Below are 18,444 nucleotides of genomic sequence, written 5' to 3' on the forward strand. Positions count from 1 at the left end.
CTAGAATTTTTCGCAAACTGCTGCAAAGTCATAATTGGTTGTTCCTGTTCTTTGAAGAGCCCGGTAGATTGTTAATCTGTAAAAATCTGCATCACCGGGATATTGGAAGTGCATCACGTTTTGTTCAAAATCGGCAACATTAGCCTGGGCAAATTGTTGATAAGTATTCCAGTTATTGGCATCAAACGTAAATGCTACCGTTGCATCGTCCGAAGAAGCCTTGCCCTGATAAAACTGATATCCGTTGCCATCCCAGTTTTGTTCCATGCTCATATAAACACTTACGGCAGCTCCAGGATTTTGAGATAACTTGAATCTGATGTTAGAAGAAGCGCCTGTATCAAAAGAGAAACTGAATTTTCCGCAGGTTAGGGCTTTGTTTGGATCTCCACTTTCTGTTGTCATGTTATAAATCTGGCTGTAGCTTTCTTTATTGGAAGTTCCTGGTTGTGGAGTCGGCTGCAGGCTCGCTTTTGTTGTATAATCGATATTACCATTAGCATCGGTTACCAATATATTGCTGTATGCGGCAGATTCTGATTTATTGATTGTTCCCCGTACTCTCATAGAACCAGAAACGTGAAGTTTTCTTGTAGGTGATGCTGTATTAATTCCAACTTGAGCAAAGGATAAATTATAAATTAAAAGAGCAAATAGAATTGTCTGTAATTTCATAGAATTTAAATAATAATGTAAGCAAAAGGCCGTAAAATTAATGATATTTTTATTAATGATTCAGTCATAACAATTTATGTGCCTAATTATATTTAATAATAAATTGTTATGTGTGGAAAATTTGTTTTTTTTAAATTTCTATTTTTTGATTAGATTTACATTGTGATTACCAAAGAGACTATTGATAAAATATTTTCTACAATACGAGTAGAAGAGATTGTCGGCGAATATGTTCAGTTGAAAAGAGCGGGCTCTAACTTTAAGGGTTTGAGTCCTTTTCATGAGGAAAAATCGCCAAGTTTTGTGGTTTCCCCAAGTAAACAGATTTGGAAAGATTTCTCGACCGGGAAAGGCGGAACAGCCATTTCTTTCCTAATGGAAATTGAGAATTTTACTTATCCGGAAGCACTTCGCCATGCTGCGAAAAAATATGGAATTGAGATAGAGGAAAATGTCCGCGAATATTCTGAAGAGGAAAAGCAATCTCAGACAGAGCGCGATCTGCTTTACAAAATTCACGAAGTTGCCAATGATTTTTTCCAGGAGCAGCTTTGGGAATCGGAAGAAGGCAAAATGATCGGGTTTTCTTATTTCAAAGAAAGAGAACTTCGGGATGATATTATTAAGAAATTTCAGTTGGGATATTCGCCCGAAAAGAAAAATGCGTTTACGGAATTCGCGCTTGAAAAAGCATATTCAAAAGAAATATTAGAAAAATCTGGCTTATCCATTTTTCCGGAAAATACACCTTCAGGAATTGACAGATTCCGTGACAGGGTTATTTTTCCGATTCATAGTTTTTCGGGAAGAGTGCTTGGATTTGGAGCAAGGATTCTCAAGAATAATGTCAAAACGGCGAAATATCTCAATTCTCCGGAAACCGAAATCTATCATAAGTCCAATGTTCTTTACGGACTTAATCAAAGCAAACAATCCATTTCCAGGAAGAATCTTTGCCTTTTGGTGGAAGGTTATATGGATGTTGTGTCGCTACACCAATCCGGAATAGAGAATGTTGTGGCGAGTTCCGGAACTTCTTTGACAACCGAACAGATCAAACTCATCAAAAGATTAACGGAAAACGTCACGATTCTTTTTGATGGTGATAATGCAGGAATCAAAGCCAGTTTCCGAAGCATCGATATGTTGTTGTCAGAAGGAATGAATATCCGTGTTCTTCTTTTTCCGGACGGAGACGATCCCGATTCTTTTGCCAGAAAACATCCGCAGGAATTTGTTGAGAATTTTATTGACAAAGAAGCGAAAGATTTTATTGATTTCAAAGCAGAGATTTTACTCAGAGATGCTGGAAATGATCCAATCAGAAAAGCTGAATCAATCCGTGATATAGTAAAATCGGTTGCCTTTGTTCAAAATGCGTTAAAGCGTGAAGTTTATCTGAAAGAAGTCTCGAATAAATTCGGGTTGAGTGAACAAAGTTTATTCAATGAACTTCAGATTCAGACGAATGTAACACAGCAGCAGCAGGAATCAAAACCTAGATTTGAAGAAAAAAAAGCAGCACCAAAACTAGAAATCGTTCAGGAAGCTGGTTTTTCTGTTAATCCATTGTTGGTTCAGGAAGAAAAGCTGGTGGATCTGATGTTGAAATACGGCGACTTTGTTCTTGATAGAAAAGATGCTGAAGGTAATGATTATAGAATCACGGTTATCGAAGAAATCCTCAATCACCTGGACGAAGACGATTTCGAAATCCAATTGGATATCAATAAAAAAATCGTTTCCGAAATCAAAGAAGGCATTCTCCAGAACGAATTACGATCAGGTAATTTTTTCTTCGATTTTATGGATGAAGAAGTTTCCGGAAAATTGGCCAGTGCACTCATAGAAAACTATCACACAAGTAACTGGAACAAGTATAATATCTATTTCAGTTCAGAGGAAGAAGTGGTCCCTAAGTTAGTTTCTGACATCGTGTTAAGACATAAAAGAGAATATATTGTCAAATTAATTAATGACCTCAAAAATTCTCTTAGTAATGAAAATGATAATACAGAGATCTACCAAAAAATAATTCTTCTGACACAACTCAAAAACAAATTGGACAGCGAATTATTTCGTATTTTGTGACAGAAAGTCTTACTTTAGCAAAGGAACAGAAATTGCAAACTCAAACAAGATTTAAAAATAACCAAATATAATATGGACATTAAAAAAGAATTCAGAGATTTCTCAGTTAAGCATATGGGAAACAACGGTTTGGTAACCGATCAATATATGGGAATGTTCAACCCGACCAATCTGACACCTTATATTATGGAGGAAAGAAGAATGAACGTTGCACAGATGGACGTTTTTTCCAGATTGATGATGGACAGGATTATTTTCCTTGGAACAGGGATTGACGATCAGGTCGCGAATATCGTAACAGCGCAGTTGTTGTTCCTGGAAAGTTCAGATCCTAGCAAAGACATTCAGATCTATATCAATTCTCCTGGTGGTAGCGTTTATGCAGGTTTGGGGATTTATGACACGATGCAGATTATCAAGCCGGACGTAGCAACAATCTGCACCGGGATGGCTGCATCTATGGGCGCCGTGCTTTTGGTTGCGGGTGAAAAAGGAAAACGTTCTGCCTTGAAGCACTCCAGAGTTATGATTCACCAGCCAAGCGGTGGTGCACAAGGTGTAGCTTCTGATATGGAGATCAACCTGAGAGAGATGTTGAAACTGAAAAAAGAATTATACGATATCATTTCCAACCATTCCGGTCAAACTTACGAATGGGTAGAAAAAGCGTCGGACAGAGATTATTGGATGACATCAGAAGAAGCGAAAAGTTTCGGAATGGTGGACGAAGTTCTCGAAAGAAAAAAATAGATCACAAAACCTGATTCACCCGAATCAGGTTTTTTTATTGACCTAAATTCTCCAACTCTGTAACTTTCCAACTCACTAACTCAATAATTTGGGCGCCTTTATCCGTCTCCAGCTCCCGCTCTTTTTGCTCGGCATAGCCTCTCGCAAAAAGGAGCTCCGCCTACGCCGGGGCGCGCTTCGCGAATGAGAAACATTGGTTGAGTTAGCTGGTTTAGAAAAATCTGGACTAGGATAACTATGTAAATATGACATGTTGCGTACACTTTGCAAAAAAACATTTTGCAGAAAATCTCAATTTTTACTACTTTTGACACGTTAAATTATAAAAAATGAAAAAATCTGTTATATTGTTGGCTTCTGCTATTTTAGTTGTGTCTTGTGATCTTCCTGCAGGTGGGAACAAAAGAGTATTGAAAAAAACAGACGAAGTTATTGCATACGATGATCCGAATGCACCTCATGGTACATACAAACCTAAGGCAGATTCCGCAAAAACTGTTCAGCCAATTGTAACAGATTCCGCAAAGGCTATAAAACCGGAAGCCAAACCAGCAGTAGAAGAAGAACCTAAAGCTGCTCACTAATCATAAATTTATAAAAATATTATAACAAAAAATGTCTTGCGTTTGCAGGACATTTTTTATTTTTACGAACCTTACTTTTTCATCTTTGACAAAGTTTAAAATCATTTATCAATCATCATTTATTATTAATAAATAAAATGAGTAACACACAACAATACATCCAGGAGAACAAACAACGTTTTCTTGATGAATTATTTGATATCCTTAGAATAGCTTCAATCAGTGCCGATCCGGCTTACAAATCAGAAGTCCTGAAATGCGCGGATGAAGTGGCCAGACATCTCAAGGTTGCCGGAGCTGACAATGTAGAAATCCTTGAAACCAAAGGTTATCCAATCGTTTTTGGAGAGAAAATAATTGATCCTAATTTGCCAACAGTTTTGGTTTATGGGCATTATGACGTTCAGCCGGCCGATCCTTTGGAATTATGGACAAGCGATCCTTTCGAACCGGTTGTTAAAACAACAGAACTTCATCCGGAAGGTGCCATTTTTGCAAGAGGTTCGGCTGATGATAAAGGACAGTTCTTTATGCATGTGAAAGCTTTCGAAGCGATGATGAAAACCGACTCACTGCCTTGTAATGTCAAATTTTTGATAGAAGGGGAAGAAGAAGTTGGTTCTGCAAGTTTAGCAGATTTCCTTGAGGAAAATAAGGAAAAACTGAGCTGCGACGTCATTTTGATTTCAGATACTCATATTTATTCCAATGAGCAGCCGACAGTTACTACAGGCTTGCGTGGGTTAAGTTATGTTGAAGTTGAAGTTGAAGGTCCGAATCGTGATCTGCATTCCGGTCTTTACGGTGGTGCGGTTCCGAATCCGATCAATGTTCTTTCAAAAATGATTGGTGACTTGATTGACGATAAAGGTCATATTACAGTTGACGGTTTCTATGATAATGTTTTAATCGTTTCTGATGAAGACAGAAAAGAAATGAACAAACTAAAAGACGATCCGGAAGGCTACAAAAAATCAATCGGCCTCAATGATATCCAGGGAGAAGAAGGATATACTACTTTGGAAAGAGCGTCTATCAGGCCAACTCTTGATGTAAACGGAATCTGGGGAGGTTATACTGGTGAAGGCGCAAAAACTGTAATTGCTTCCAAAGCTTTTGCTAAGATCTCAATGAGGTTGGTTCCCAATCAGACTCCGGAAGAAATCACAGAAAAATTCACTAAGTATTTTGAAAAAATTGCCCCGAAAAGTGTGAAAGTTAAGGTAACACCACATCACGGTGGAATGCCTTACGTTTTGGAAAGCAATACCAAAGAATTTTTGGCTGCTAAAAAAGCAATGGAAAAAGCTTTTGGTAAAGAAGTTTTACCATATAGAAGTGGAGGAAGTATTCCTATTACATCATTGTTCGAGAAAGTTCTTGGCGCTAAATCTGTTTTGATGGGATTTGGTCTGGATTCGGATGCGATCCATTCACCAAACGAACATTACGGATTGTATAACTATTATAAAGGAATAGAAAGTATCCCTTATTTCTTTGAGTTTTACGCTCAAGGATGAGAAAAATTGAAGACAGTTTAGGCTGTCTTTTTTATTAATATTTAATCAAATACAATTATGTCAAAAGTAGTTTATATCACAGGCGGAACCAAAGGAATTGGTTTTGGTATTGCAGAAGTATTGTTAAAAAACGGTCACAAAGTCGCTATCAGTGGAAGAAAACAGGAAGATGTCGATAAAGCGGTTTCTGAGCTTAAGGTAATTTCAGAAAGTGTTTTCGGAGTCAGTTCTGATGTCAGGAGTTTTAAAGATGAGGAACTGGCAGTTCAAAAGATTGTTCAGAATTTCGGAAGCCTGGATGTTGTAATCGCTAATGCAGGATTGGGAGTCTTCAAACCGGTTGATGAGTTGACGATAGAAGATTGGAATGCGATGCAGGAAACCAATTTGACAGGCTGTTTCTACACACTGAAAGCTTCGGTGGAAGAACTTAAAAAATCTCAGGGTTATTATATTACCATTGCAAGTCTTGCAGGAACCAACTTCTTCGAAAATGGAGCCGGTTACAATGCTTCTAAGTTCGGCGTTGTCGGTTTTACACAAGCTGCGATGATTGACCTTAGAAAGTATAATATCAAAGTTTCAACCATAATGCCGGGTTCTGTTGCAACTTATTTCAATGGAAATGTTCCGTCAGAAAAAGATGAATGGAAAATCCAGCCAGAAGATATGGGGAATCTTGTTCTTGATATGCTGAATATGAATCCGCGTGTTTTGCCAAGTAAAATAGAATTCAGAGCAAGTCAGGTAAAGAAATAAAAAATTACTGATTGCGTGAAAATTGGATAATTTAACCTCAATATTTGTGATTCTTAAAATCAGAAAATTTTGATTAAAATCGTTGGAATTATTTATAGATAATCTAAATACCCCTCTATTAAAGCGGTTTCCGATGTTATTTAATAAATAACAATAAATTATGCATGCATAGTATTTTTTGTATATATTAGCCACACTTAGTAACATCAAAAGTTATCGTTAAGATTGATTCTTATTCGATAAAAAATTAAAAATATATTTAACAGATGAAAATATTAGTTTGTATCAGTAGCGTTCCGGACACTACAAGTAAAATTAATTTTACAGCAGATAAATCTGCTTTTGACAAAAACGGAATCCAATGGGTGATCAATCCATTAGATGAATTTGCTTTAACGAAAGCTATAAAATTACAGGAATCTCAGGGTGCAACAGTAACAGTGGTTAATGTTGGCGATGCAGGAACGGAAGCTGTTATCAGAAAAGCTTTGGCAATCGGAGCGAATGATGCCGTGAGAGTAAACACCGAAGCAAAAGACAGTTTCTCTGTAGCCAAAGAAATTGCGAAAATTGCTCAGGATGGAGGTTATGATTTGATTCTTACAGGAAAAGAATCTATAGATTACAATGGTGGAGCAGTTCCCGGAATGGTTGCTCAATTGTTGAATTATGCTTTTGTTAATGCAGCGGTTGGATTGGATGTTAATGGTTCAGAAGCAACTGCGGTTAGAGAAATAGAAGGTGGTAAAGAAACGATTTCGGTTAAGTTACCGGCTGTTGTTGCAGGACAAAAAGGTCTGGTTGATGAAAAAGATTTGATTATCCCAAATATGAGAGGAATTATGTCCGCAAGAACAAAACCTCTGAATGTTGTTGAACCTTCTAATTCTGAAGTGAAAGTGGAAGCCGTTTCTTTTGATAGTGTTGCGCCGAGAGCGGCGGTGAAATTGGTTTCTGCAGATAATCTGGACGAGTTGGTAAGATTACTTCACGAAGAAGCGAAAGTGATATAAGCAAAGACATTCAGAACATAGACAGATAGATAATAGATATTACATTGTTCTCAAATCATATTTCTAAAGTCTACCATCTTTCGTCTATTACCTTTTAATCTAAAAAAATTAAAATTATGGCAGTATTCGTATACGCAGAAAACATAAACGGAGTTTACAAAAAAGCAGCATTTGAAGCGGTTTCTTATGCAAAAGCTATTGCAGCAAAGACTGGAGATTCAGTAACTGCAATTTCTATCAATCCTACAGATTCTTCGGATTTGCTTTATAAATATGGAGCAGATAAAGTAGTGAATGTAAAAGACGCAGGTCTTAAAAACTTCAGTGCCAAGGCTTATGCAGAAGCAGTTAACCAAATTGCTGACGGAAACATTATTGTTTTTCCTCATACAACAGATGCATCTTCTGTAGCGCCAATGTTGGCAATTCAGAAAAATTATTCATTGATCACCAATGCGATAGATGTTCCGGAAAGTACTTCACCTTTCCAGGTTAAGAGAAAAGCTTTCTCCGGAAAAGGCTTTATGCACGCAAAAGCTGATGCAGCTGGTGTTATCGTAACAGTATCTCAAAACGCTTTCGGAGTTAAAGAAAATACAGCTTCAGGTTCAGAAGAAGTTAAGGAATTAAGCATCGCCAATGAGGATACAAAAGTGATCAATCACGAGCAGTCTTCAGGGAAATTAGATCTTAAAGAAGCGGAAATCGTTGTTTCTGCCGGAAGAGGAATGAAAGGTCCTGAAAACTGGGGAATGATTGAAGATTTGGCAAACGTTCTTGGCGCAGCAACTGCTTGTTCAAAACCGGTTTCCGATATCGGTTGGAGACCTCACACAGAGCACGTTGGGCAGACAGGAAAAGCGATTTCGCCTAATCTTTACATTGCAGTCGGTATTTCCGGTGCGATTCAGCATTTGGCGGGCGTTAACAGTTCCAAAACGATTGTTGTGATTAACAATGATGCAGAAGCGCCTTTCTTCAAATCTGCGGATTACGGCGTAGTGGGCGACGCTTTCCAGATCATTCCTGCATTGACAGAGAAAATCAAAGCATTGAAAGCTTAATCCAGTTTTCATAAAAATACAAACCTGAGTCATTGATTCAGGTTTTTTTGTTTCAACTAATGTAAGGATTTGGGCAGCTTAATCCGCCCTCCGTTCCCGCTTTTTTCTTTTTTTGCAAAAAAAGAAAAAGAGCTCCACTCAGGTCGGGCTGCTGCAATTCAATGCGTTATGAATACGGAAAAGAAAATGCTTAAAAATATAATGATTTTGTAACGTAAACAATGTAAAAATCTATAAATCCTAAATGAAAATTAACAAAAAATTTTATATTTGCTAAATGGATTATAAAAAATTAATCATTAGAGGGATCTCATACAGCCAGACTCAATCGGGAGCTTATGCGCTGTTATTGGAACATGAAGAAACATCGGTTAAATTACCTGTTGTTATTGGGAATTTTGAAGCACAATCCATTTCTTTAGGATTAGAAAAAGATATCAATCCGCCGCGTCCTCTGACGCATGATCTTTTTGCCCAATTTGTTAAAAACACAGGTTTTAAATTAGAATCTGTCATTATCTATCAGATCAAGGACGGCGTTTTCTTTTCAAATATTAATTTCAAAAATCCGTTAACGGAAGAAGAACTCATTCTGGATGCCAGAACATCAGATGCTGTTGCGATGGCTGTTCGTTTTGATTCACCAATTTATACTACTTCGGAAGTTCTTAATGAAGCAGGAATCTTACTAGAATTGGAAGAGAACCCAAAACTGGAAGTGGAGGAAACAGAGCAGACGACTTCTGATTTTAACGATCTTTCAGGAATTTCTATGGAAGAATTAGAGCAATTGCTTAATGATGCTGTAAAAGAAGAAGATTATGATACAGCACTCAGGTTGCAGGAGGAAATCAAAAGAAGAAATAAAAAAATAGAATAACAAAGACTTAACATCATTTTTTAACATATGAATCTAAAATTACGATTAACGATACTCAGCTTTCTTCAGTTTTTTGTTTGGGGAGCCTGGCTAATCACAATGGCTAACTTCTGGTTTGGAACAAAACACTGGGACGGAACTCAGTTTGGAGCTGTTTTCGGAACAATGGGGATCGCCTCTATCTTTATGCCAACTATTACAGGAATTATTGCAGACCGTTGGGTAAATGCGGAGAGAATATACTCGATTTTACAGATTCTTTATGGTGCAGTTCTTTTTATCTTGCCTCATACAGAGACACCAAACTCATTTTTCTCAATCATGTTGGTCGCAATGTGTTTTTATATGCCAACGATTGCATTAACGAATTCTATTTCTTACACAATATTGAAAAATAGTCATTTGGATGTTGTTAAGGATTTTCCACCAATCAGAGTTTGGGGAACAATAGGATTCATCGTAGCGATGTGGATTACCAATCTAACAGGAAATAAAGCTACAGAAGGACAATTTTATATTGCTGGCGGAGTCGCAATATTATTAGGCTTATATGCGTTGACACTTCCGAAATGTCCGCCTCAGAAATTGATTGATAAAAATGCGCCACTTTCTGAACAGTTGGGACTGAACGCTTTCAAGTTATTCGGGAATTATAAAATGGCTTTGTTCTTCCTGTTTTCAATGCTTTTAGGAGCCGCATTGCAATTAACCAATGCGTATGGCGATGTTTTTTTAAGTGAATTTGCTCATTTTCCAAAATATGCCAATTCGTTCGTGGTAGAAAAGTCAACAATTATTATGTCGATTTCGCAGATTTCTGAGACTCTGTTTATTTTGGCGATTCCGTTCTTTTTAAGAAGATTTGGAATCAAAAAAGTAATGTTAATCAGTATGCTGGCTTGGGTTTTAAGATTTGGGCTTTTTGCTTACGGAGATCCGGTTAATGGACTTTGGATGATTATTTTGTCCTGTATCGTTTATGGGATGGCATTCGATTTCTTTAATATTTCCGGTTCACTTTTTGTGGAAACTACGACAGATAAAAAAATCAGATCGTCTGCTCAGGGGCTGTTTATGATGATGACCAATGGTTTTGGAGCAGTATTTGGAAGTTATATTGCTGGCTGGGCGATTGATAAATTTTTTACAATCAAATTTACAACTGCAGCAGAATTATCATCATACTTGCAAACTACCCCGACAGATAGCACTTTCCTTGAGATTCTAAAGAACTCTTTTAATTCTGCGGTTAATCCGGACGGGACTTTATCCAATATTGTATTTGTAAAAAACTGGCCTCATATCTGGCTTTATTTTGCTGCTTATGCATTAATAATAGCTGTATTATTCGGGATATTCTTCAAACATAAGCATTCGGAAGCCGATGTTCAGAATATTGCACATTAATTTGGCATACATTTGAATGCAGTTATTTTAAAATAAAAGAAAATGAAAAAGTTAATTACAAATATTCTGGTAGTTTCGGCCTTTCTTATAAGTATTGGTAGCACCAACAGCTGCAGTAAAGTAGAAGACATAATAGATATTACGGTGCCGGTTCCTTTTGCTATCCCTGTTAATATAGAAACAACAATTCCTTTTGTTGTTTCAACAGAATATGTCAAATCACCGGAAATTCCTCTCAATCTTGATCTTGATGCAAAGATCAAAGAGAAATTTCCTTCAATGTCGATTAATAATTTGAAATCTGCAAAGCTCTCAAGCTTTAGTGTGGATTTTATGTCTTCTTCAAATAATAATGCCATTAAACTGGATAAAGTTAAGAATGCTGAGTTGCTGATTGTTGCGCCAGGTCTTGCTGAAAAAACAATAGCTACGGTTACCAATAATACAAGTCCGGATGCTCTTAATTTCACACCTAATGCAGATGTAGAGTTAATGGAGTATTTAAAATCAAAACAAAGCGCTGTCATTTTAAAAATGCAAGGTTCTGAAACGGCTGCTACTCAAATGAAAATCAGGATTAATGCGTCTTTCAAAATCCAGGTTGGATTGTAATCTGTATTAATAAAAACAAAAAAGATGACTTAACGGTCATCTTTTTTTATGTTGTAATCCTCGTAAGGATTTTCTTGTGCAAATAGTATGTTGAGAACCATGCCTATTATTACAATTATATTAATGATGACTTGTATTATGTAGGGGATTGGTAAACCGATAAAAGGATTATAAAGAATCGTAAGAATTACAAATATTTTTACATCCAGAGAATCTCTTCTTTGAAAAGCATCATAAGTTAACCATCCAAATCCTGCAAACAAAGCAAATCCGGAAATCCTGTAAAATATATAAGGCATTTTCAAAAAGCAAAGAATAAGAGTCCCTGTTAAAATTAACTTTAAAAGTTGATTCATTTTTATTGATTTATTGTAAAAATAATAAATTATTGTTTATAATTTACTAAATTTAATATCATTTGAATAATCAATAAAGAATCAAAAGTTATTCGAATACCAAATTATTCTGTATAGCCAGAGATTTCAATTCGGTTTCCTGCCATTCTTTTTGAGCATCACTTTTCAAGGTAATGCCGCCACCCACGAAGAGAAAAGCATAATTTTTGAAGAAGCTGGCACATCTTAAATTGACAAAATAATAAATGAAATCTTCGGTTTCCACTTTGATATAGCCAGCGTAAAATTCACGGTTAAAATGCTCTATGCTTTTGATACCCTGCGCACAAAGTTCTTTTGGAAAGCCACAAACGGCTGGCGTCGGATGAAGTTCTGAAATGATTTTATCCAGACTTTCCGGACTTATCTCTGCAGAAAAATCGGTTTTAAGATGTTTAATATTTCCGGAAATCAAATCTTTGGTTGAGGAAACTTTCAGATTGGATGAGAATTTTCTCAGGATGGATTGGATGTATTCTGTAACTGCTTTTTGTTCTTCGATTTCTTTATCAGTCCAGTGTTCATCAAGAGGTAGCGTTCCCGCAACGCTCATGGTTTCGAAGTTATTATTTTTCTTGTCGAATTTTCCTAGAATTTCAGAAAATCCGCCCATCCAGATCTCGCCATTTTTTTCGAATAAATAACAAAATGCAGAAGGATAGCTATCACAGAATTTCAGAAAGCTTTTTGTTAATGATAATTTTTTTTCAGAATCAATATCAATATACATTAAAAGTTTTCTCCTGGAAAGAACCAGTTTTTTAAGCTCGTTTTTCTCAATGAAATCTTTTGCCTGAGATATCTTTAAAGCATAAGATTCCGGAGTTTCTTTAGCGATTTCTATAAGCTGGCTTTTAGTTTTTGGAGAAACGTTTTGGTTTTCAATGTCTTCTCTGGAAATTTCTTTGATGCTTCCTTTGAGATCCAAAACCGTTTTGGTATCGAAGCTGACGAATGAAACCAGTTTTTCCTTAGAGAATTCCAGTCTATTGAAAATGTCTGAATCGGGTAGTCTGAAAATGAGCATTGATTTGAAATAAATTAAACTTTCCCGATTGGAACAATGTTATTGGTCATTGTAGTGTGATTAATAAGGTTTCCCTTTTCATCGCGGATTTCTATTTGAGAAACATGCATCGTATTACCTTTCCGGATAAATGTTGCTGTTCCGGTTACAATGCCTTCGCGTTTTGCTCTTAGGTGGTTGCTGTTGATATTGGTACCGACAGGAACAACTTTGGAAGTGTCAATATTAATTAATGAAAGACAAGAACCCAAAGTTTCCGCCAAAACACAGCTTGCGCCACCATGAAGAATCCCGTAAGGTTGATGAACTCTGGAATTAACAGGCATTGTCGCCTTTAGAAAATCATCTGAAACATCAGTATAAATAATTTCCAAAGTCTCGCCAAGTGTATTCTTGCTGGCATTATTGAGATGATCTAATATTTCTTTCTTTTTGGCTTCGTCCATTCTGGTTTGATGTTTAAGTTCAGTTTTAGTTGAAAATTTGGGTTTGAAACTTAAAATTAATATATTTTCGGATTCCAGTTTGCGGGAACTTTTGGCTGGATATCATATTTGATAAAGTAATTCTGGATTTCTTCCATCGTTTCCTCATAGGATTGTGATGCGATTTTATCGAAAGGGATTTTATAGCCCAGGTACATCGTTTTTCTTTTAAAATCTCCGGCTGCAATTACAATCGGAACTTTTGCTGCCAAAGCCATATGATAGAAGCCTTTTCTCCATTTTTCAACTCTGCTTCTTGTTCCTTCGGGTGTTATTACCAGACTGAAATCATCTTTTTTGAATTCATTGGCTACAAAATTAACCAGGTCATTTTTCTGGGAACGGTCAATCCCGATTCCGCCAATGCTTTTTACAATCCAGCCGTAAAAAGGATTTTTGGTGTGGGCATCTTTGATAATGACTTTAAGTTTTTTTCCAAGAGACCAATAGGCAAGGTTTCCAAGAAGATATTCGCTGTTGTGGGTGTGAGGAGCAACGACGAGGATGCATCTGTCAAGATTATCAACATCACCCTGAAGAACAACTTTCCATCCGATGATTTTAAGAATGGCTTTTGCAAAGAGTTTTTTCATAAAAAAAAAGTATAACCATAATGGCTATACTTTACAAATTTACAAAATATTTATTCTTAAGAAATATCTGGGTATTCTTTACGGCTCAAAACAGGTTGCTGATGAAATCTACGATTTTGATTGCGATTTCGATAACTAATTGAATCATTTTTGGTGGTTTTGTGATTAGAAGTTTATTTCTGAACAAATTTAATAATAATTTCGCTTTTCTTTTAATTGAAGCGTTAAAATTTTATTAAAATATCAATTTATTACAGGATATACCACCGCATTTTTCAAATCCATAGGATTGTTATTCTTTGCAATGAAATTCTGTATAACTTTTGCAGCTTCTTTGAACTGTTCTTTGCTGGTGATTTTTGTTCCTCCAACCTGGAAAGTTCCCGGCGGTACATCATCAAATTTTTCTCTCATTTCTTTTGTCGGGTCATTGTAGAACTGAAGCATCATTTTATGTATATTGGCAATGGAAACCAAAACTGGTTTTTTTCCTGCAAAGCTTTCAAGAAAGTCTGATGTGTCATACGTTTTCTCCAGTTTTTGACTTTTTGCCAATTTGAAGAAAAAGTTTTCTTTACTATCATTCAATTCGAATATCAAGCCAGGCAATCCTCGGAATTTGTAAGGACCTTCGGAAATGTTGATGTCTTTGCAAAACCAAGCCGTCCAGTGTCTTCCTCCAAAATCTGTTGTCGCTTTTTGAAGTGTGTATTGTCCGGAAGTTTTGGTTTCTTTCTCCAGCTTCCAATCCATTTTATCTTCGGTGTTGTAAGAGAAATAATCCATCATCATCTCGTAATTGGTATTCTGGTAGGAATTTTTGAGTCTTCTTAAGGTTGGGATATCTGGAGATGTGCTGTAGTTGTTGCCTCCTTTTTTATTTAGAGAATCATTGATGATATTTTCATAATTATAGAATTTTACATCTTTCGGATTGATATCAAGAGCCATATTCACATTTCTATAATTAGTAGAAGAAGAATCCGGCTTGAATTTGTACTCGTAAATAAAACGATGCGTTTGCGCTTTTGATAGAGTGGTGAGGAATATCAAAAGGAAGAAAGTATATATTTTCATATTAATATTTTGTGATTTGATGGTTGTAAGAGAACTAGGAGAAAAGCGGAAGCCCGAAGACTTTTTGCCCGCTTTTCAACTAATCCACTCTCAATTTTTAGTTAGTTTTAATATGGATTTCTTTTTTGCCGTCTTTGATATTGATGTTCATATCTTTGAAGCTTTTTTTCACCTGCTGGTCAATTTTCATTCTTTCCAGAACGACATCTGCTGAATCTTTGGAATAATTTTTCCCATTGATTTTGACTGAATCGCTGTCATCAGAATTATATTCGATAGTCGTCCCATTGATGTTGATTTTGTTTTTTTCAACAGTAATCCCATTATTGTTATAGTTATCATCTTCGTGGTCATCTTCATTTTGTCCATCATCGCCACGAGTACTAACTTCATATTCCTTTTCATTGATTACTTTCATTCTGGTAGGAACTACCAACTCATAATCCAATCTGTAATCTCTGAATCTGTATTCATAAGGATACTCAAAATAATTTGGAAGAAAAATTCTGTTACCTCTGATTTCTACCGGAACCTTCATCTTAAGAGGCTGGTTGTAACCTTCTGCCTCTTTTTTGATGATGATGTAAGGCGTTTTGATATCGTCTCTTCTAGTGATTTCCACACTTGGATAATCTCTTTTGTAAATCGTCGCCTTATCAGAATAGATATTATTAAAATAAGTATTGAAGTTCTCAGGGATATTTACCTTTTTGCTATCAAGGTAGATGGTGTCATTTGGAGCAGATATCGATACGTTTTCATAATCTTGATTATCTCCGCTGTATCGGAAGTTGAATCTTGATGCACTTGCAGCCAAAACTCCGATTAGAATGATCCAGATAATTCCTAATGTCCCTAAAACTGGTCCAACATAATTGAATTTTGATTTTGGAGAGAATAATTTGATTGATAATAATAAAAATGCTACTCCGAAGATGATTGTTGGCAAAGCTGCAATGGCAAGTAGTAAGTAACCAAGATTATTTTCTTCCAAATAGAATCCAAGATTATTGTCCATTCCGAACTTGTCAGAACCGTAAGCAAACATCATTGCAAACAATCCGATGAAACATCCAGCTGCCATCAACGCTAGCAAAATAGCAAGACAATATTTCAGAACTTTCAGGAAAGAGTCTCCTGCAGAACCGATTTTCGGACGATTCTCGTTATAGATTTCTCCTGCTCTTGTTGTTGTCTCATTGGCAAACTGCACTATTTTGCTGGATTCTTCCTTTAAGTTATCGAAGTTTAAAGGCTTTCCTTTCATCTTCAAAAAGTCAGAAGCTGATTCTGCTTTTGGTAAAACTGCCCAAAGAATGAAATATAAAATCACAACTAAGAATGATGAACCCGGAGCAACCCAAAGGAATAAAAATGCACCTACCCAAATTAGTCGCATCCAAGTGATATCCATTCCGAAATAAGCTGCTAAACCTGCGCAAACACCGGCAATCTTTTGTCTTTCAGGATCACGGAACAGTTGTTTCTGGGAATTGCTGCTGTAGCTGCTATAACTTGTAGAAGACTTTGATTTATTTTGTTTTCCTTCTGAGTAGTAAGCTTCTTCCTGCTCATCAATCTGTTCAGGTGTTCCGATTTGAGCAATTACTTTTTCAACATCAGAATCATTGATAACTTCTCTTTTAGCAAGTACTTCTTTGAAAATCTCGACCATTCGGATTTCAATATCGTGCATTACTTCATCTGCTTCCTGAGCATCCAGAGAATTTCTCAAGGCGTTCAGGTAATCGCTGAGCTTTATATAAGCGTGTTCATCTATCATAAAAGAGAACCCTGCGAGTGCTATAGATAATGTCTTGTTCATAGTATTAATTTTGAGAGTGAGAGTTTTTTGTAATTTGGTTCACAGAGTCTGTCAGTTCCTGCCAGGTGGTTTGTAATTCTGCAAGGAAAAGACTTCCTTTTTCAGTGATTTGGTAATACTTTCTTGGCGGTCCGCTTGTAGATTCTTCCCATCTGTAAGCGAGGAATTCGCCGTTTTTCAATCTTGTAAGGAGAGGATAAAGAGTTCCTTCCACTACATCCAGTTTTCCTTTTTTGAGAGATTCTATCAGGTCGGAAACATACATTTCGCGTTGTTGAATCAGACTCAAAATACAGAATTCCAGAATTCCTTTACGCATTTGCGCCTTTGTGTTTTCCGTATTCATATTAATTGTTTGGTTTTAAATCGGTTAATGTAAAGTTGGATGTCGTTAGTTTTTCTAATCAACTTCGAATCTGCTTCTCTAACTTTACATTGCAAAGATATATAAACAAAATGGTATTATGCAATACAAAGTAGTAAATATTTTTAAATGTATAATTTAAGTTGTTGATTATCAATAATAAAATTTTCATGATGAAAATTAAAGATTGTGAATAAATCTAACATTACAATAATAAATGAACTTTTAAACAAAGTTAATTCGGACGTCTAAACAAAATTGATGATGAATTTCTGTTCTAATTTTGCTTCAATAAAATATTAAAACAATGAACAATTACCAAGGAGCATTACAAAAGCCAATCAATTCCGGCTTCAATGCAAAATCAACAACAGAAGAGGTTATCAAAGGAATCAGTCTTGAAGGAAAAATAGCTATTGTAACCGGCGGAAATTCAGGAATCGGTTTAGAAACAGTCAAAACTTTGGCGAAAGCTGGCGCAAAAGTTATCGTTCCCGCAAGAGATATCGAAAAAGCAAAACGAAATCTCGATGGAATTCCTAATGTTGAATTGGAAGAGTTAGATTTAGCCAATCCAAATTCGATTGACACTTTTGCCGAAAAGTTTTTAAAATCAGAGAGACCACTTCATTCGCTGATTAATAATGCAGGAATAATGTGGGTGCCGCTTCGCAGAGACAGTCGCGGTTTCGAATCGCAATTAGCAGTCAATTATCTGGCGCATTTTCAGCTAACAGCAAGATTATGGTCCGCATTGAAAAAAGCAAACGGCGCCAGAGTAGTGAACGTATCTTCTGGCGGACATCAGTTCTCAGATTTTAATTTTGAAGACCCGAATTTTCTCCATCGTGACTACGAAACTCTGCTTGGCTACGGACAATCGAAAACTGCAGTTAATCTTTTCTCAATGGAATTGGACAATCACTCAAAAGAATTCAATGTCAGAAGTTATGCTTTATGTCCGGGTGCAGTCGGCGAAACCGAATTAGGGAGAGAAGCGCCATTAGATCTGTTTCAAAAATTAGGCTATGTGGATTCGGAAGGTAATCTGTTGCCAGAAGTTAAGGCTTCTCTGAAAACCATTCCACAAGGTGCTGCGACAACCGTTTGGTGTTCAGCAAGTCCACTACTTAATGATTTAGGTGGCGTCTATTGTGAAAATGTGGATGTTGCAGAATTGAATTCTGATGTCAAAATTATCGGTGGCATCAAGCCTTATTCTTTGGACGAAACCAATGCCAAAAGATTATGGAAATTGAGCGAAGAAATGACGGGAATACAATTCGATATCAATTGATATTTGTAACTTTGTGTGAGAAGCAT

19 protein-coding genes are annotated in these 18,444 nt (G+C 36.3%); 11 read left to right on the forward strand and 8 right to left on the reverse strand.

Annotated elements, in window-relative coordinates:
- Positions 1–675, reverse strand: a complete 675-nt coding sequence (locus AC5P2S_RS05710) for a hypothetical protein (RefSeq protein ID WP_283417463.1) — start codon at positions 673–675, stop codon at positions 1–3.
- 162 nt (positions 676–837) lie between these two features.
- Here AC5P2S_RS05710 and dnaG point away from each other — a divergent pair, with 162 nt between their 5' ends.
- From dnaG to AC5P2S_RS05760, 10 genes are all read left to right on the forward strand, one after another.
- Positions 838–2,766 (forward strand): DNA primase, encoded by a 1,929-nt coding sequence (gene dnaG, locus AC5P2S_RS05715; protein ID WP_494556570.1) that lies wholly within the window; start codon positions 838–840, stop codon positions 2,764–2,766.
- Positions 2,767–2,838: 72 nt separating this feature from the next.
- Complete coding sequence (clpP, locus tag AC5P2S_RS05720) at positions 2,839–3,516, forward strand: ATP-dependent Clp endopeptidase proteolytic subunit ClpP (protein ID WP_283417461.1); 678 nt, start codon at positions 2,839–2,841, stop codon at positions 3,514–3,516.
- A gap of 329 nt (positions 3,517–3,845) precedes the next feature.
- On the forward strand, positions 3,846–4,100 hold the full coding sequence (locus tag AC5P2S_RS05725) for a hypothetical protein (RefSeq protein WP_494556571.1): 255 nt from the start codon (positions 3,846–3,848) through the stop codon (positions 4,098–4,100).
- A gap of 137 nt (positions 4,101–4,237) precedes the next feature.
- On the forward strand, positions 4,238–5,620 hold the full coding sequence (locus AC5P2S_RS05730) for a dipeptidase (RefSeq protein ID WP_494556572.1): 1,383 nt from the start codon (positions 4,238–4,240) through the stop codon (positions 5,618–5,620).
- 57 nt (positions 5,621–5,677) lie between these two features.
- Positions 5,678–6,379: an SDR family oxidoreductase gene (locus AC5P2S_RS05735; protein ID WP_494556573.1), complete on the forward strand. Its 702-nt coding sequence runs from the start codon at positions 5,678–5,680 to the stop codon at positions 6,377–6,379.
- A gap of 266 nt (positions 6,380–6,645) precedes the next feature.
- Positions 6,646–7,392, forward strand: a complete 747-nt coding sequence (locus AC5P2S_RS05740; RefSeq protein ID WP_283417457.1) for an electron transfer flavoprotein subunit beta/FixA family protein — start codon at positions 6,646–6,648, stop codon at positions 7,390–7,392.
- A 116-nt stretch (positions 7,393–7,508) separates the two neighbouring features.
- Positions 7,509–8,456: an electron transfer flavoprotein subunit alpha/FixB family protein gene (locus AC5P2S_RS05745; RefSeq protein WP_494556574.1), complete on the forward strand. Its 948-nt coding sequence runs from the start codon at positions 7,509–7,511 to the stop codon at positions 8,454–8,456.
- A gap of 277 nt (positions 8,457–8,733) precedes the next feature.
- The gene (locus AC5P2S_RS05750; RefSeq protein ID WP_494556575.1) at positions 8,734–9,336 is read left to right on the forward strand and encodes a bifunctional nuclease family protein; all 603 of its coding nucleotides are present in this window, start codon (positions 8,734–8,736) and stop codon (positions 9,334–9,336) included.
- A gap of 27 nt (positions 9,337–9,363) precedes the next feature.
- Complete coding sequence (locus AC5P2S_RS05755) at positions 9,364–10,743, forward strand: nucleoside permease (RefSeq protein WP_283417454.1); 1,380 nt, start codon at positions 9,364–9,366, stop codon at positions 10,741–10,743.
- A gap of 42 nt (positions 10,744–10,785) precedes the next feature.
- Complete coding sequence (locus AC5P2S_RS05760) at positions 10,786–11,355, forward strand: hypothetical protein (protein ID WP_283417453.1); 570 nt, start codon at positions 10,786–10,788, stop codon at positions 11,353–11,355.
- Positions 11,356–11,384: 29 nt separating this feature from the next.
- Here AC5P2S_RS05760 and AC5P2S_RS05765 read toward each other — a convergent pair whose 3' ends face one another.
- The 7 genes from AC5P2S_RS05765 to AC5P2S_RS05795 all read right to left on the reverse strand — a co-directional run bounded on the left by AC5P2S_RS05765 (position 11,385) and on the right by AC5P2S_RS05795 (position 17,103).
- Positions 11,385–11,711 (reverse strand): DUF6804 family protein, encoded by a 327-nt coding sequence (locus tag AC5P2S_RS05765; RefSeq protein ID WP_494556576.1) that lies wholly within the window; start codon positions 11,709–11,711, stop codon positions 11,385–11,387.
- Between the two features lie 88 nt (positions 11,712–11,799).
- Positions 11,800–12,777: a chorismate-binding protein gene (locus tag AC5P2S_RS05770; protein ID WP_494556577.1), complete on the reverse strand. Its 978-nt coding sequence runs from the start codon at positions 12,775–12,777 to the stop codon at positions 11,800–11,802.
- Between the two features lie 14 nt (positions 12,778–12,791).
- Positions 12,792–13,223 (reverse strand): hotdog fold thioesterase, encoded by a 432-nt coding sequence (locus AC5P2S_RS05775; RefSeq protein WP_283417450.1) that lies wholly within the window; start codon positions 13,221–13,223, stop codon positions 12,792–12,794.
- 56 nt (positions 13,224–13,279) lie between these two features.
- Entirely contained in the window at positions 13,280–13,855 is a 576-nt protein-coding gene (locus AC5P2S_RS05780; RefSeq protein ID WP_494556578.1) for a 1-acyl-sn-glycerol-3-phosphate acyltransferase, read from the reverse strand.
- 243 nt (positions 13,856–14,098) lie between these two features.
- Complete coding sequence (locus AC5P2S_RS05785; protein ID WP_494556579.1) at positions 14,099–14,932, reverse strand: GLPGLI family protein; 834 nt, start codon at positions 14,930–14,932, stop codon at positions 14,099–14,101.
- 97 nt (positions 14,933–15,029) lie between these two features.
- Entirely contained in the window at positions 15,030–16,757 is a 1,728-nt protein-coding gene (locus AC5P2S_RS05790; RefSeq protein ID WP_283417447.1) for a PspC domain-containing protein, read from the reverse strand.
- 4 nt (positions 16,758–16,761) lie between these two features.
- Positions 16,762–17,103, reverse strand: coding sequence for a PadR family transcriptional regulator (locus AC5P2S_RS05795; protein ID WP_283417446.1), 342 nt, complete (start codon positions 17,101–17,103; stop codon positions 16,762–16,764).
- Between the two features lie 325 nt (positions 17,104–17,428).
- Between AC5P2S_RS05795 and AC5P2S_RS05800 the strand changes: the two genes are divergently transcribed.
- On the forward strand, positions 17,429–18,418 hold the full coding sequence (locus AC5P2S_RS05800; RefSeq protein ID WP_494556580.1) for an SDR family NAD(P)-dependent oxidoreductase: 990 nt from the start codon (positions 17,429–17,431) through the stop codon (positions 18,416–18,418).
- The last annotated feature ends 26 nt before the right edge of the window (positions 18,419–18,444 follow it).

Source organism: Epilithonimonas sp. 33E (assembly GCF_059372615.1).

Coding starts and splice junctions, on each gene's coding strand:
- AC5P2S_RS05710 (WP_283417463.1), bottom strand. CDS start 675: ATGAAATTACAGACAATTCTATTTGCTCTTTTAATTTATAATTTATCC.
- clpP (WP_283417461.1), top strand. CDS start 2,839: ATGGACATTAAAAAAGAATTCAGAGATTTCTCAGTTAAGCATATGGGA.
- AC5P2S_RS05725 (WP_494556571.1), top strand. CDS start 3,846: ATGAAAAAATCTGTTATATTGTTGGCTTCTGCTATTTTAGTTGTGTCT.
- AC5P2S_RS05730 (WP_494556572.1), top strand. CDS start 4,238: ATGAGTAACACACAACAATACATCCAGGAGAACAAACAACGTTTTCTT.
- AC5P2S_RS05735 (WP_494556573.1), top strand. CDS start 5,678: ATGTCAAAAGTAGTTTATATCACAGGCGGAACCAAAGGAATTGGTTTT.
- AC5P2S_RS05740 (WP_283417457.1), top strand. CDS start 6,646: ATGAAAATATTAGTTTGTATCAGTAGCGTTCCGGACACTACAAGTAAA.
- AC5P2S_RS05745 (WP_494556574.1), top strand. CDS start 7,509: ATGGCAGTATTCGTATACGCAGAAAACATAAACGGAGTTTACAAAAAA.
- AC5P2S_RS05750 (WP_494556575.1), top strand. CDS start 8,734: ATGGATTATAAAAAATTAATCATTAGAGGGATCTCATACAGCCAGACT.
- AC5P2S_RS05755 (WP_283417454.1), top strand. CDS start 9,364: ATGAATCTAAAATTACGATTAACGATACTCAGCTTTCTTCAGTTTTTT.
- AC5P2S_RS05760 (WP_283417453.1), top strand. CDS start 10,786: ATGAAAAAGTTAATTACAAATATTCTGGTAGTTTCGGCCTTTCTTATA.
- AC5P2S_RS05765 (WP_494556576.1), bottom strand. CDS start 11,711: ATGAATCAACTTTTAAAGTTAATTTTAACAGGGACTCTTATTCTTTGC.
- AC5P2S_RS05770 (WP_494556577.1), bottom strand. CDS start 12,777: ATGCTCATTTTCAGACTACCCGATTCAGACATTTTCAATAGACTGGAA.
- AC5P2S_RS05775 (WP_283417450.1), bottom strand. CDS start 13,223: ATGGACGAAGCCAAAAAGAAAGAAATATTAGATCATCTCAATAATGCC.
- AC5P2S_RS05780 (WP_494556578.1), bottom strand. CDS start 13,855: ATGAAAAAACTCTTTGCAAAAGCCATTCTTAAAATCATCGGATGGAAA.
- AC5P2S_RS05785 (WP_494556579.1), bottom strand. CDS start 14,932: ATGAAAATATATACTTTCTTCCTTTTGATATTCCTCACCACTCTATCA.
- AC5P2S_RS05790 (WP_283417447.1), bottom strand. CDS start 16,757: ATGAACAAGACATTATCTATAGCACTCGCAGGGTTCTCTTTTATGATA.
- AC5P2S_RS05795 (WP_283417446.1), bottom strand. CDS start 17,103: ATGAATACGGAAAACACAAAGGCGCAAATGCGTAAAGGAATTCTGGAA.
- AC5P2S_RS05800 (WP_494556580.1), top strand. CDS start 17,429: ATGAACAATTACCAAGGAGCATTACAAAAGCCAATCAATTCCGGCTTC.